Source organism: Corallococcus interemptor (assembly GCF_003668875.1).
GTDB classification, from domain to species: Bacteria; Myxococcota; Myxococcia; order Myxococcales; family Myxococcaceae; genus Corallococcus; species Corallococcus interemptor.
The window spans coordinates 1-12520 of the sequence record NZ_RAWM01000194.1 but is presented as its reverse complement, the minus strand read 5'-3'; the positions used below and the strand labels follow the sequence as shown (position 1 = coordinate 12520).

12 protein-coding genes, 4 tRNA genes and 1 pseudogene are annotated in these 12520 nt (G+C 70.8%); 6 read left to right on the top strand and 11 right to left on the bottom strand.

Annotated elements, in window-relative coordinates; translation table 11 throughout:
* The 10 genes from D7X96_RS37080 to D7X96_RS37035 form a co-directional block, all read right to left on the bottom strand.
* Window positions 1-125, bottom strand: a 125-nt coding sequence (locus D7X96_RS37080; RefSeq protein WP_233588040.1) for a GTP-binding protein, incomplete at its 3' end; no start/stop codon positions are given.
* 16 nt (window positions 126-141) lie between these two features.
* Window positions 142-217 (bottom strand) — tRNA-Thr (locus D7X96_RS37075).
* Window positions 218-238: 21 nt separating this feature from the next.
* A tRNA-Gly gene (locus tag D7X96_RS37070) sits at window positions 239-314 on the bottom strand.
* 9 nt (window positions 315-323) lie between these two features.
* Window positions 324-407 (bottom strand) — tRNA-Tyr (locus D7X96_RS37065).
* Window positions 408-489: 82 nt separating this feature from the next.
* Window positions 490-562, bottom strand: a tRNA-Thr gene (locus D7X96_RS37060).
* A gap of 126 nt (window positions 563-688) precedes the next feature.
* Window positions 689-1489, bottom strand: coding sequence for a 23S rRNA (guanosine(2251)-2'-O)-methyltransferase RlmB (gene rlmB / locus D7X96_RS37055; protein WP_120550958.1), 801 nt, complete (start codon window positions 1487-1489; stop codon window positions 689-691).
* A gap of 5 nt (window positions 1490-1494) precedes the next feature.
* A complete protein-coding gene (locus tag D7X96_RS37050; protein ID WP_199747349.1) occupies window positions 1495-1941 on the bottom strand; it encodes a hypothetical protein in 447 nt (148 codons plus the stop codon).
* Between the two features lie 65 nt (window positions 1942-2006).
* Window positions 2007-2981, bottom strand: a complete 975-nt coding sequence (locus tag D7X96_RS37045) for an ATP-grasp domain-containing protein (protein ID WP_120550956.1) — start codon at window positions 2979-2981, stop codon at window positions 2007-2009.
* A 78-nt stretch (window positions 2982-3059) separates the two neighbouring features.
* On the bottom strand, window positions 3060-4394 hold the full coding sequence (cglB, locus tag D7X96_RS37040; protein ID WP_120550955.1) for an adventurous gliding motility lipoprotein CglB: 1335 nt from the start codon (window positions 4392-4394) through the stop codon (window positions 3060-3062).
* A gap of 205 nt (window positions 4395-4599) precedes the next feature.
* Window positions 4600-4992, bottom strand: a complete 393-nt coding sequence (locus D7X96_RS37035) for a DsrE family protein (protein WP_120550954.1) — start codon at window positions 4990-4992, stop codon at window positions 4600-4602.
* Window positions 4993-5073: 81 nt separating this feature from the next.
* Between D7X96_RS37035 and D7X96_RS37030 the strand changes: the two genes are divergently transcribed.
* The 4 genes from D7X96_RS37030 (at window position 5074) to hrpB (ending at window position 10242) form a co-directional block, all read left to right on the top strand.
* Window positions 5074-5730 carry a HEAT repeat domain-containing protein gene (locus D7X96_RS37030; RefSeq protein ID WP_244219855.1) on the top strand — a complete coding sequence of 219 codons (657 nt, stop codon included), beginning with the start codon at window positions 5074-5076 and terminating at the stop codon, window positions 5728-5730.
* A 66-nt stretch (window positions 5731-5796) separates the two neighbouring features.
* A complete protein-coding gene (locus D7X96_RS37025; protein ID WP_121771852.1) occupies window positions 5797-6492 on the top strand; it encodes an HAD family hydrolase in 696 nt (231 codons plus the stop codon).
* Between the two features lie 42 nt (window positions 6493-6534).
* A complete protein-coding gene (locus D7X96_RS37020) occupies window positions 6535-7632 on the top strand; it encodes a hypothetical protein (RefSeq protein ID WP_121771851.1) in 1098 nt (365 codons plus the stop codon).
* 45 nt (window positions 7633-7677) lie between these two features.
* A complete protein-coding gene (gene hrpB, locus D7X96_RS37015) occupies window positions 7678-10242 on the top strand; it encodes an ATP-dependent helicase HrpB (RefSeq protein ID WP_120550950.1) in 2565 nt (854 codons plus the stop codon).
* A gap of 15 nt (window positions 10243-10257) precedes the next feature.
* Here hrpB and D7X96_RS37010 read toward each other — a convergent pair whose 3' ends face one another.
* Window positions 10258-10737 (bottom strand): GNAT family N-acetyltransferase, encoded by a 480-nt coding sequence (locus D7X96_RS37010; RefSeq protein WP_120550949.1) that lies wholly within the window; start codon window positions 10735-10737, stop codon window positions 10258-10260.
* A gap of 137 nt (window positions 10738-10874) precedes the next feature.
* Between D7X96_RS37010 and D7X96_RS37005 the strand changes: the two genes are divergently transcribed.
* Both D7X96_RS37005 and D7X96_RS37000 read left to right on the top strand, forming a co-directional pair.
* A complete protein-coding gene (locus D7X96_RS37005; RefSeq protein WP_120550948.1) occupies window positions 10875-11924 on the top strand; it encodes a hypothetical protein in 1050 nt (349 codons plus the stop codon).
* A gap of 332 nt (window positions 11925-12256) precedes the next feature.
* A pseudogene (locus tag D7X96_RS37000) lies at window positions 12257-12520 on the top strand (hypothetical protein); the annotation flags it as partial.

Sequence of the window (12520 nt, the reverse complement as noted above, 5' to 3'; positions counted from 1 at the left end):
GCGCCACCGGTCTTCGCCAGCACCTTGGTGATGGCGGCGGTCAGCGACGTCTTGCCGTGGTCCACGTGCCCAATCGTTCCGATGTTCACGTGGGGCAGGCTGCGATCGAACTTTTCCTTGGACATGACACTCCTCGAAAAATGGAGCCCTGAACCAGGATTGAACTGGTGACCTCATCCTTACCAAGGATGCGCTCTGCCAACTGAGCTATCAGGGCTTGGCGATGCACTACAACGGTTGGAGCGGGAAATGGGATTCGAACCCACGACATTCAGCTTGGAAGGCTGACGCTCTACCAACTGAGCTATTCCCGCATTGCCGAGTGGAGAGAGGTGGATTCGAACCACCGTAGGCGTAGAGCCGGCAGATTTACAGTCTGCTCCCTTTGGCCGCTCGGGCATCTCTCCAGATATTCGCTTGTCGTGCTGCGTGCTGCTCACTACACCATTCTGCTGCGTCCCGGGCCCTTTTCCGCGGCCCGTCCTACCTGGCCGGCGGCGGGATTTGAACCCGCGACCTACTGATTACAAATCAGTTGCTCTACCGACTGAGCTACACCGGCATCCATCCAGCAACTGCCCCGCCCTACCTCTTCCCGAGCGGACCGTCAACCCCTCGGCAGCGGCTTGAGAGGCGCGACCTTTTAGAAGCCCCCACTCTCCAAGTCAAGGAGATTGATCCGGGGTTTTCAGCGGGAGGGACGGCCCCGTTGACGCGCGACCTCGTATAGCAGAATCGCGGCGGAAACCGACGCATTCAATGAACCGACCTGACCGCCCATGGGAATCCGGAGGCGGAAGTCGCAGTGCTTGAGGACTCCTTCCCGCACGCCCGCCCCCTCGGCGCCCACCACCAGCGCCAGGGGCCCGTCCAGCCGGGCGCTCCACAGGGGCTCGGCGCCCTCCACGTCCGCGGCCGCGACCCAGAGGCCCGCTTCCTTCAGTTCCTCCAGGGCGCGGGAGATGTTGGTGACGCGCGCGATGGGGCAGTACTCGACGGCGCCCGCGGAGGCCTTGGCCACCGTGCCCGTCACCTGCACTGCCCGGTCCTTGGCCAGCACGACGCCGTGGGCCCCGAGCGCGTGGGCCGAGCGGATGATGGCGCCCAGGTTGTGCGGGTCCTGGATGCCGTCGAGCACGACGACGAGCGCGGGCTGCTTCTTGGCCTTCGCCGCTTCGAGCACGTCCTGCAGCTCCACGTACTGGAAGCCGCGCAGCTCGGCGACGACGCCCTGGTGGACGCCGCCCTCCGCCATCGAGGTCAGCCGCTCGCGGCCGACCTTCTCCACCCGGACGCCCGCGTCGCGCGCGCGGCTGAGCAGCTCGCCCGCGGCCTTGGCGCCCACCTGCCCGTCGACGATGAAGAGGCGCTCCACCGCGTCGGGGTGGGCGCGCAGGGCCTCCAGCACGGGGTTGACGCCATGGACGTAGCGCGGGGCTTCGTGGCCGCCGCGGTCGCCACCGGAAGGCTTGGGGGTGCGCTCTCTCATGGGGGCTACTGGACCTCCACGGGCAGCGAGAAGGCCTTCTTCTGACGGGCGCAGATCTTCTCCGTGCAGATGAAGAAGGTCAGCGTCGCGTCCAGCGTGCCCTTGCCGGCGGACACCGCGGTGAAGGGGACTTCAAAGCGCGGGTCCACGAACTGCTGGCCGTCCGCCTTCTTCGCCACCGACTGTTCACGCGTCAGCGTCTTCTGGGCGGGCGTCAGCTGCGTGCCCTTCAGCTCCAGCTTCAACGGGGCCTCGTCGGAGACGTGGGCGCCGGGCTTGGACTTGATGGCGAGCACGAAGGTGCCCTGCCCTCCCGCCTTCACCTGCGTCGACGTGCCCTCGGTGGTGACTTCGTAGAGGGTGGCGGGGTCCACGTCCTGGGCCAGCACCGGCGCTCCGACGAGCGTCAGCAGCAAGGGTGCGAGGGTCGGGAGGCGGCGGGTGCTGGGCATGGGTGTCTCCAGGAAGGCGGCGTTCGTATACCGGGGCTTCGGACGCGCGGGGAGCGCTTTCTCTTCTAACTCCGCGGCGCGCTCACCTTCACGGCGCCCTTGCGCCCCGGTGGCGGGGGCAGGGCCTGGGGCGTCTCCAGGGCGGCGGTCCAGACGGGGGCGGCGCCGGCGACGAGGGCCTCCGCCCGCTCGATGATGGGCGAGGCCAGGTCCAGCCCCGTCGCGGCCTCCATCTCCAGGAGCGCGGGCGAGCTGTTCACCTCGAAGACCTTGGGCTGGCCCTGGACGTCCAGGATGTCCACCGCGGCCACCTCCAGGCCCACGAGCCGGGCGACCTTCTCCGCCGTGGCACGATGGCCGGGGGACAGCGGCAGGGCCTCCAGCCGGGCGCCCCGGTTCAGCGTGTGCGAGAGGCGGCCCGGGCGCGGCTTGCGCAGCACACAGGCAATGGCCTCTCCGCCCACCACGAGGACGCGGACGTCCTGGCCGGTGCTCCGGACGTACTCCTGCATGACGAGGTTGTGTCCCAGGCCCAGCACCGCCTCGAGCGCGGCCTCCAGCGACTGGAGGCTTTCGCAGACCATCACGCCGTGCTTCTCCTGGCCCTGGAGGAGCTTCACCAGCACGGGGACTCCGCCGACGAGGCCGACCATCTCCTTGAGCTGGGCCGCGTCCCGGGCCATCACGGTGGCGGGGACGTCGATGCCGTGGGCGGACAGCAGCTGGAGCGAGCGCATCTTGTTGCGCGACTGCGCGATGGCCTGGGCGTGGTTCACCAGGGGCACGCGCGCCAGACCGAACTGGTTCACCACCGCGAGCCCGTAGGTGCTGATGGACAGGGCGATGCGCGGGATGACGACGTCGGTGGGCGTGAGCTTCTTGCGGTCGTAGAAGAGGGTCGCCTGGCTGCCCCCGTCCAGATGCATCTGCACCCGGAGCGGGTTGAGCACGCGGACCCGGTGTCCCCTCGCCCGCCCTGCCTCGACGATCCGCCGCGTGGACGAGATGGAAGCGGAGCGCGAGAGGACAGTGATTTTCATGGCGGAGGCGACCGGCTCGGCGAGGACCCTATAATCCCCGCCCCTGCCCGCGTAAAGCCGCCTCCGCCTGCCTGCCGCCTAGAGCTGGCGGATGGCGCGCACTTCGACCTTGACGGGGTCCTCAGGGCGCGACGCCTCCAGCTTCGCGCAGGCGCTGCCGGTGAACCGCACGCCAAGCTTGTCGGGATCCGACAGGTCCAGCGACCAGGTGTCGGGGCCCGCGAGCGTGCGCTCGCCGTCGATGTAGACGACGATGAGCTTCTCATCGGAGGGCAGCTGGGTCGGCTCGAGTTCGGTGAAGCACGGCTCGCCCGGCTGGATCGCCTCGCTGATCTCCTTCAGGGCGTCCGCCAGTTCCTGGCGGTTGCCTGCCTGGTAGAACGACCGGTTGCAGAAGCCGGTGCTGAAGTCGCAGGTGTCCCCCGCGCCGCAGTCGGTGTTGACCTTGCAGTCACGTCCGAAGCCACCCGCGCGCGCCATCTCGTTGAGGACGCTGGGGCCGTCACCCACCGACGTCTCCGCGCCGAAGCCGATGACGATGGTGGAGATCTTGTTCCCCTTCAGCGCCTCCACCGCCGCCACGGAGGCGTCCTTGTCCAGGCAGCCACGGCGATGGTACGGGTTCAACGGGTCCACGCACGCGCTCGCGGGCTCGACCACGCAGCGGCACTCGGGGCTGCTGCCGTCGTTCACGTTCTTGTCATTGCAGTTCGGCAGACCGTCGGTCAGCAGGACGATGATGCGATCCCGGTTCCCGTCCGAGTTGTTGAAGAGCGTGCCCGTGAACTGCAGGCTCGCGCTCGTCGGCGTACCGCCTCGGGGCCGGCCCTGGCCGCCGTTGGGGATCGCCTGCAGCTTGGTGTTGACCTCGTTCGCGTAGGCCTGGAGCTCTTCGTCCGAATCCAGGTCCACCGGGAGCTGGGCGCGGACGCTTCCATCCTCCAGGCTGGCGGCGGGCGCGCACTGTTGAGTCGGGGTCGGATTGGCCCCCGGAGCCAGGACCGGCGGCGCCGGGTAGGTCGTGAGGCCGAAGCGGACCAGGTTGCCGCTCTCCGCGAGGAACGGACCCATGGCGCCCTGGAGCTCCGACCAGCGCGTGGGGCACTTCGTCGTGTCGCAGGGATTGCCCTCCTCACACGTGTAGAACTTGCCGTCCGGGCCTTGGAAGTCACACACGCGCGTGCCGCCGACGACAAGGTCCGCGTTGACCGGCTTCGTCATCGAGCCGGAGATGTCCACGAGGAGCATCACGTCCGGCTTGCTCTTGCGGGCGGTGATCACCGACTCCACAGTCGTCTGGGCGATCGCGAGCGGATCCACCGGCTCGAAGTCATAGGTCTGACAGCCGGCCATGACAGCGACACCGAGGGTGCCGGCCAGCAGTGCGCTCAGGGGGGTCGACTTGGCGCGCATAGGCTTTGAGGTTTTCCTTCCAGGGGGGAACAACGAACTGCGAATGCCCCAGCGTAACGCGTGGACGCCCACCGAGGCTACAGCGACTCGCAGCAGGCAGGTTGCATTCAGGTAGTGCTGCCAAGTTGCAACGACAGGCGATCCCCAAGTGCCGGTTCCCTTCCCCTGTCGGACATCCGCCTCCTTCCGGAGGGTGGGGGTCCGTTCAGAGCGTGAGGACGCGCGCGCCGTCGGTCAGCCTCCAGATGGAGGCCAGGCCCATGACTTCATCCAGGGTGCCGTTCAGCTCCTGGGGCGAGAAACCACAGATGCGCACCGTGGTGTCGCAGGCCACGAGCTTCGCGCCCAGGGCGCGGGCCTCCTCCAGCATGCGGGCCGGTGTGGGGACGTTGAGGCCATCGGCGCGGGCTGCCTCGGTGCGCTCGCGCTCCGTGTGGGCGAGCCCGAAGCCGCCGCGGATCAGCTGGCGCAGGGCCTCGAAGGCGAAGACGAAGTAGACGTCGTCGCCCATCGCTGCGGCGGTGATGCCCATGGAGGCCGCCTGATAGGCGGGCTCGTACGTGGCGTGTTGGAGGAAGAAGAAGACGCGTCCGGCCATGATGTCCGACCTTAGCGTTATCGAGTCCGGGCCGGCAGCCGTCGTATAACGGGGGCTCCCCTTCCCCACCGGGAGCCCCGCATGTCGAGCCAGCCGTCCAGCCCTCGCGGTGTTCGTCCCTCGCCGGCTCCGTCCCGCTTTGCCGCTTCGCGGTGGGTGGCGCTGACGGGCCTCGCCGTGCTCGCGGGCGCGGGGCCCGTGTCCGAAGCGGCTCCGGTCCGCGCCCAGGTCCTGCCCGCGGCTTCCATGTCGCCGGCCCCCTCCGTTCCCGGGCCGCTGCGCGCGGAGGCGCTGGGATTGCTCTCGCAGCCGAACGCCGCACCGGATGCGGCGTGGCGCAGGCTGGGGCCTGGAGTCGTGCCCGTGCTCGCGGCGCTGGCGGAGGACACGAGCGTCCCCGATGCGCAGCGGATGCGGGCCGTGACGGCGCTGGCGCGCGTGGAGACACCCGAGGCGGGACAGACGCTCCAGGCGATGCTGGAGGATCCGCACCGGCCTTCGGATGTGCGCTCGCAAGCCGCCGCCGCGTTGGGCCAGCGGCTGGGGTTCGAGGCCGTGAAGACGCTGCGGGCCCGCTTGGAGGACCATGACCTGCGGCTGCGCGAGGCCGTGGCCCAGGCGCTCGGCCGGCTGGGCGGTCAGCAGGTGCGCGAGGCGCTGGAGGAGCGGCTTCCCCTGGAGGACGTTCCCCAGGTGCGTGAGGCGCTTCAGCAGGGCCTCACGCTGGCGGAGCCCTGAGCCGGCCGTCTGGGGTGGACCGCTCGGGGCTCGCAACGCGCGGGGCCTTCCGTTAGATGGGTGGCCATGCGCCCCACCGTCCTCCTTTTCGATATCGATGGCACCCTCGTCACCACCGGCGGTGCCGGCCGCCGCGCCATGGGCCTGGCCTTCGACCAGCTCCACAAGCGCCGGGACGCGTGTGACGGCTTCAGCATGTCCGGGATGACGGACCGGGCCATCGTCCGCAAGGGGCTGGGCATCATCGGGCAGGCGGACACCGAGGACGCCATCAGCGCGGTCATCGACGCGTACGTCGCCCACCTGGGCCTGGAGGTGCCGAAGGTTGATGCGCGCGAGTACCGGCTGCATCCGGGCATGCGCGAGGCCGTGACGGAGGCGCGCTCGCGGCCGGGCTTCGCGGTGGGCCTGGGCACCGGCAACGTGCGCGCGGGCGCCAAGGTGAAGCTGGACCGCGTGAGCATCCACGACCAGTTCGCCTTCGGCGGCTTCGGCTGTGACTTCGAGGACCGCGTGGCCCTCATCCGGCATGGCGCGCAGGCCGGGGCGGCGCAGCTGGGCCACCCGTTGGAGGCTTGCCGGGTGGTGATCATCGGCGACACGCCCAAGGACGTCGCGGCCGCCAAGGGCATTGGCGCGGAGACGATTGGCGTGGGCACGGGCAACTTCACGCCCCAGGCGCTGCGTGACGCGGGGGCCGAGTGGGCCTTCGCGGATTTCGCCGCCCCGGGCGCCATGGAGGCCCTGCTCGTCGGCCGGTGAAGGTGTGGTATCTCCGCCGCCCCTCCGAGGAGTCGTCCACGCATGTCGTCCACGCTCGAATCGTATGAGCTGATCCGCTTCGCCGAGGCCTTCGAGGCCCGGCTCGCCACGGCGGAGGAGATGGTCGTCGGCAGGCCGGGGCTGGAGGCCGAGAAGCAGTGGCTGGCCTCCGCGCTGGAGCGCCTGCGCGAGGCCCGTGAGCCCGCGGGCGGCCTGCTGGAGCAGGTGAAGGACCTGCCGGAGCTCGACGAGGCCCGCGAGGAGTTCTCGTTCGATCAGCAGGGCCGCTGGGTGGATGCGCTGGAGAAGCTGCACGCCGGCATCACCTTCACCGCCAGCAGCCGCGCTCCCGTCATCGAGGCGCTCTTCCCGCACCTCAAGTTCCCGCAGCTGCGCCGGGCTCCCGTGGAGATGGTCAACGAGTACGCCACGTCGTACGAGCGGCGGCTCAAGAGCGCCTACGTCACCCGCATCTTCTCGCGCGATGACTTCGCCATGGTCCGCCCCGTCGTGGATCTGGTCGCCGCGACGTTCGCCGCGTGGACCGCGAGCCTGTCCCCCACCCCGCTGCCCCCGGATCAGGAGGCCGCCTTGCGCGAGGCGCTGGTCTCGCTGGGTCGGCGGCTGGATGTGGCGCTGCGACAGGGGCGACTGCTCGCCGAGGCCGCGCTCGTGCCCGTGCCTGGGGTCTTCGAGGCCGCGGGGCTCACCCTCAAGCCCCGGAAGCGCGCTGGCAAGTCGCTCGCGCTCTCCGCCGAGGAAGGGGCTTCGGAGCTCTTCGGTGAGGAGGGTGACTCCGGTCAGGAGGATGCGTTCGAAGGGGCCGAGGAGGCCTCCTCGGACGACGCTCTGGAGGCGGCTTCCGACGAATCGGAGACTCCGGTACCGGTGGAGGAGCCTGTGGCGGAGGTTGCCGCTGCCGAGGCTCTGGAGGAGGCCACCGCGGATCCGGAACCCGTCGCTCCGGAGGCTCCGGCCGTGGCGCGTCCCCGTCGGGGACGGCCTCCGAAGAATGCGGCTCCGGCCGTGGAGACCGCTCCTGCGGAGACGCCTTCGGACGCACCGGCTGCCGGTGCTCCGGAGGCCGTGCGCCCCAAGCGACGCAAGAAGACCGACCCGTCCGAGGCTGGCACGCCTTGAGACCCGACGCGCGGTGAGTCCCCCGCCGTGAAGAGGAACCCGGACATGGCGGACGTCGCCCTTCCCATTGATCCCCTCCTGCCGGACATCGTCTCCACGCTCCGGAGCTCGCGGTCGCTCGTGCTGGAGGCCCCTCCTGGCGCGGGCAAGACGACCCGCGTGCCCCGCGCACTGCTGGAGGCGGGGCTGGGCGCGGGCAAGGAGATCGTCGTCCTCCAGCCCCGGCGGCTGCCCACCCGGCTCGCCGCGCAGCGCGTGTCCGAGGAGATTGGCGAGCGCGTGGGCGAGACCGTCGGCTACCAGGTCCGCTTCGAGGACGTGCGTGGCCCCAAGACGCGCATGTCCTTCGTCACCGAGGGCGTGCTCGGCCGGCGCCTGCTCACCGACCCCACGTTGCGCGACGTCGGCATCGTCGTGCTCGACGAGTTCCATGAGCGGCACCTGTCCGCGGACATCTCGCTCGCGCTCCTGCGGCGGCTGCAGGAGACGGCCCGTCCCGATCTCAAGCTCGTGGTGATGTCCGCGACCCTGGAGGCCGAGCCCGTCCGCGCGTACCTGGGCGGTGCCCCTTCGCTTCGCTCCGAGGGCCGGCGCTTCGACGTCAGCGTCGAATACCTCTCCGCACCGGATGAGCGGCACCTGGATCAACAGGTGCTCTCCGCGCTCAAGCGCCTGTTCACCCAGGGCGTCGATGGCGACGTGCTCGTGTTCCTCCCCGGTGCCGGGGAGATCCGCCGCGCTCGCGACACCTGCGCGGAGTTCGCCGAGCGCCATGACGCCGACGTGCTCCCGCTCCATGGCGACCTGTCCCCCGCGGAGCAGGACCGCGCCGTGCGCCGCAGCTCGCGCCGGAAGATCATCCTGTCCACCAACGTCGCGGAGACGTCCGTCACCATCGACGGCGTCGCGGTCGTCATCGACAGCGGGCTTGCTCGCGTGGCGTCGCACTCGCCGTGGTCCGGCCTGCCGCAGCTCAAGCTGGGCAAGGTGAGCCGCGCCTCCGCCGTGCAGCGCGCCGGCCGCGCGGGCCGCACCCGTGCCGGCCACTGCGTGCGCCTCTACACCCAGCACGACTTCGACGGCCGGCCCGACCAGGAGGCTCCGGAGATCCGCCGCACCGACCTGGCCGAGACGGTGCTCTCGCTGCGCGCGTCGGGCGTGAAGGACCTGACGGCGTTCCCGTTCTTCGAGCCGCCCCCCGCCCCTGCCCTGGAGGCCGCGGAGACGCTGCTGCGCCGGCTGGGCGCGGTGGACTCGAAGGGCCAGGTGACGGACGTGGGCCAGCGGCTCCTGCGCTTCCCCGTCCACCCCCGCCAGGCGCGCGTCATCGTCGAGGGTGAGCGCCGCGGCGTGGGCGGGGATGCCGCCGTGCTGGCGGCCCTCATGGGCGAGCGCGACATCCGCCGTGAGGCCCGCGCCAACCTGGGTGGCGGTGGCCGGGCGTCCGCGCTCGTCAGTGGGCCCTCCGACCTGCTGGAGCTCCTGGAGCGCTTCCGCGAAGCAGGCCGCTCCGGCTTCGCGTCCGGCCGCATGCAGTCGCTGTCACTGGACGCGGGCGCGGTGCAGTCCGTGGAGCGCGTGCAGAAGCAGCTGCGGCGCACGGTTCGCGAACAGGGCTCGCGCCCGGGACGTCCCGAGGACGTGGAGCAGGCCCTGATGCTCAGCGTGCTCGCGGGCTACCCGGACCGTGTGGCCCGCAGGCGGCGGCCGCGCTCTCCGGAGCTGGTCATGTTCGGCGGCGGCACCACCAGCCTGTCCGAGTTCAGCGTCGTCCAGGACGCGGAGCTGATGGTCGCCGTGGACGCCGAGGAGCGCCCCGGCCGCGGCGCCGTGGTGCGGCTGGCCAGCGCCGTGGAGGCCGAGTGGCTGCTGGACCTCTACCCGGAGGCGCTGGAGGAGGTGGACACCCTCCAGTGGAACGCGGACGCGCGCCGCGTGGAGCGCCTCACGCGGCTGGCCTACGGCAACCTGGTGCTGGAGGAGACGCGCACGCCCGCGCCCCCGTCCGAGGAGGCCGCGCGCGTCCTGGCCGAGGCGGCGCTGGCCGCGGGCCCGGAGCGCTTCGCGGAGCCCGAGGCGCTGGAGCAGTGGCGCACCCGCGTGGAGCTCCTGGGCAAGGCGTTCCCCGAGGCGGGATTCCCCACCGTGGACGCGAACTTCATGCGCGACGCGCTGGCGTCCCTGTGCGTGGGCGCGCGCAGCTTCTCTGATCTGGAGGGCGTGTCGCTGCTGGACGCGCTCTACGCGCGGCTTACCTCCGAGCAGCAGCGCCTGCTGGCGAACCACGCCCCCGAGCGCGTCACCCTGCCCGGCGGGCGCGGCGTGAAGGTGCACTACGAGCCCAACAAGCCACCCTGGGTGGAGTCACGGCTGCAGGACTTCTTTGGCATGGCGCAGGGGCCCAGCGTGGGCGCGGGCCGCGTGCCGCTGGTGCTGCACCTGCTGGCCCCCAACATGCGCGCCGTGCAGGTGACCACCGACCTGGCGGGTTTCTGGGAGCGTCACTACCCGGCGATCCGCAAGGAGCTGTGCCGCAAGTATCCCCGGCACTCGTGGCCCGAGGATCCGCGTCACGCCGAGCCGCCCGCGCCCCGTCCTCCGAGGCGCTGAGGGCGGCGGCCGCGACTACAGCCGCTTGTGCATCTCCAGGTGGTCGATGCCGGCTTCGTCGAAGACGGCGCCGACGGGCTGGTAGCCGTGCTTCTTGTAGAAGTCGAGCGCGTAGAGCTGCGCGTGCAGCATGATGCCGTTGTAGCCGCGGCGGCGCGCCTCCTCCTCCAGCGTCGTGAGGAGCTTGGAGCCCACGCGGGACTTGCGGTGCGCCTGGAGCACCGCCATGCGGCCAATCTGGCCCCACGCTCCGGGCTGGCCGGCGGGAGGCTCCGGCAGCTTCACCAGGCGGCCGGTGCCGATGGCGTGGCCCCCCTGGTAGGCGAGCACGTGGTAGGCGTTGGCGTCCTCGGCGTCGCGCTCGATGCCCTCGGGAACGTGCTGTTCCTCGATGAACACCACCTCGCGGATGGCGAGGGCCTGCATGAGCTCCGCCTCGTCCTTGATCTGGGCGATGGTGACGGGTGCCGGGGATGTCTCGGGAGGCGTCGGCATGGCTGTGGGCAAGGTACACAAAAGCCCGCGCCGCCAACAGGCGGAAAAAACCACCGCTTCCGGCCCGGCGCGCCTCCCGCACGGGCGGCCCTTCCCCTGCCTCCTGACGGCGGGAGGGCATGGTAGGGTTCAAGGCGATGCGTACCCGTGCCCTCTTCGCCCTGTCCGTGGGCCTGCTGTCGACGCCCGCGCTCGCCCAGAAGGAGTTCTTTTTTGGAACGGGAGAGCCGCCCGTGTTCCGCGAGTCGGACATGGACAAGCGGTTCCTCCGCTCCCGCGTCAATCAGGCCCTGGTCCAAGGGACGAACGACGCGAACTGCGCCCAGCTCGTGGGCGCGCTGCTCACCCTGGTGGGCGAGTCCGCGCCGTACCTGCACAAGCGCGACGAGAACTTCTACCTGGACCCGGTGCTCATCCAGGCGCTGGGCACGCAGCTGTCCACGCCGCGCTTCCCGGCCAACATGTTCATGGTGTCGATGATCCGCCGGGTCCTCATCGACAAGCGGCTGCCGCCGGAGTGGATGCAGACGGCGGTGGCGCTCGCGCCGTACTACCCGCCGTTGGATTTGAGCAAGCTGCGCTTCATCGCGGACGGCGTGAAGCCCGTGGACAGCTTCTTCTTCACGCTGCCCGCCATCCTGGAGCGCTACGACGTGGAGGTCCTCAAGGCCAACGCCATGGCGGCCAGCGTGGCGGACGCGAAGTTCCGCGACGACTACCTCGACAAGGAGGTGGCCTTCGCGGGGCTGGAGTTCATCGACGCGAAGCTGGAGAAGCCCAAGAAGAAGAGCAAGAAGGGCCCGCCGCCGGAGCCTCCCGCGCTGGTGGCCCGGCTCGTCTACTACCTGCCGGATCCGGGCAACGACGGGCTGCTGTCGGGGCTCACCTACGGCAAGCCCAAGGTGCGGCCCGCGGTGACCATCACGGCGCGCCTCAAGGACGACCAGTACACGCAGCTGACGCAGCTGCCGAAGGGCTCGCGCGTGCTCCTGCGCGGCCGGTTCTGGGAGTACCGCAAGCAGGTCAAGGAGCTGGAGGTGCGCGACGCGTACCTCTTCCAGGACCGCGACTGGGCCCAGAACCCCGCGCTCGCGGATCCGAACGCCGTGGCGGCCTGTCCGCTGGCGTTCAACGACCTGACGGGCACTGCGCCCGTGCAGCCGGGCGGCTTCGGCGGCAAGCGCTAAAGCGCCGTCCCGCGTTCCGCACGCCCATCCCGGGGGCGGCACCCCTGACGTGCCGCCCTCACCGCGCGCTCCTCCCGGGAACGCGCTCCGCCTGACTGGCACGGCCGCTGCTCATGTCCGCGCATCCCTTGCGCGCGAGGCATGCCATGAAGGTCGAAGGTCAGGACGCCCCTTCCGGAAACGAGAAGGCTTCTCCAGAGAAGGGCGCGTTCAAACAGGTCCTCCAGCGGACCTCCGGCCGGCCCGACGCCCCACTGCGTCCCGGGGCCCGCCGAGAGCCGCTGTCCCCAGGGCCGGCCCCGAAGCCGGGCCTCCTCCGGGCCGGAGGCCCCGTGGCCCGGACCACCCCGGCGCTTCCCGGCGTCCGTGCCGCGGGGGTCGTCCTCTCCACGACGCGCAGCGCGCTGGGGAGTCCCGAGACGCTCCGTCAGGCCCGGCAGGGCATGCACGTGGAGGCGCAGCGGCTGGGGACGGTGCGCCACGAGGCGCTGGCGGAAGGCGGGACGCAGGCCTCCCACCGGGCATCGGAGCTGCTGGCCCGCGAGGTGGAACGCTCGTTCCGCCCGGAACCCCGCCCGGCGTCGCCTCCCCTTCCC

Bases quoted from the DNA above. Each gene is read 5' to 3' on its own strand.
- D7X96_RS37045 (WP_120550956.1), bottom strand. From the start codon at position 2,981: ATGAAAATCACTGTCCTCTCGCGCTCCGCTTCCATCTCGTCCACGCGG.
- cglB (WP_120550955.1), bottom strand. From the start codon at position 4,394: ATGCGCGCCAAGTCGACCCCCCTGAGCGCACTGCTGGCCGGCACCCTC.
- hrpB (WP_120550950.1), top strand. From the start codon at position 7,678: ATGGCGGACGTCGCCCTTCCCATTGATCCCCTCCTGCCGGACATCGTC.
- D7X96_RS37005 (WP_120550948.1), top strand. From the start codon at position 10,875: ATGCGTACCCGTGCCCTCTTCGCCCTGTCCGTGGGCCTGCTGTCGACG.
- D7X96_RS37030 (WP_244219855.1), top strand. From the start codon at position 5,074: ATGTCGAGCCAGCCGTCCAGCCCTCGCGGTGTTCGTCCCTCGCCGGCT.
- D7X96_RS37020 (WP_121771851.1), top strand. From the start codon at position 6,535: ATGTCGTCCACGCTCGAATCGTATGAGCTGATCCGCTTCGCCGAGGCC.
- D7X96_RS37025 (WP_121771852.1), top strand. From the start codon at position 5,797: ATGCGCCCCACCGTCCTCCTTTTCGATATCGATGGCACCCTCGTCACC.
- D7X96_RS37050 (WP_199747349.1), bottom strand. From the start codon at position 1,941: ATGCCCAGCACCCGCCGCCTCCCGACCCTCGCACCCTTGCTGCTGACG.
- D7X96_RS37035 (WP_120550954.1), bottom strand. From the start codon at position 4,992: ATGGCCGGACGCGTCTTCTTCTTCCTCCAACACGCCACGTACGAGCCC.
- rlmB (WP_120550958.1), bottom strand. From the start codon at position 1,489: ATGAGAGAGCGCACCCCCAAGCCTTCCGGTGGCGACCGCGGCGGCCAC.
- D7X96_RS37010 (WP_120550949.1), bottom strand. From the start codon at position 10,737: ATGCCGACGCCTCCCGAGACATCCCCGGCACCCGTCACCATCGCCCAG.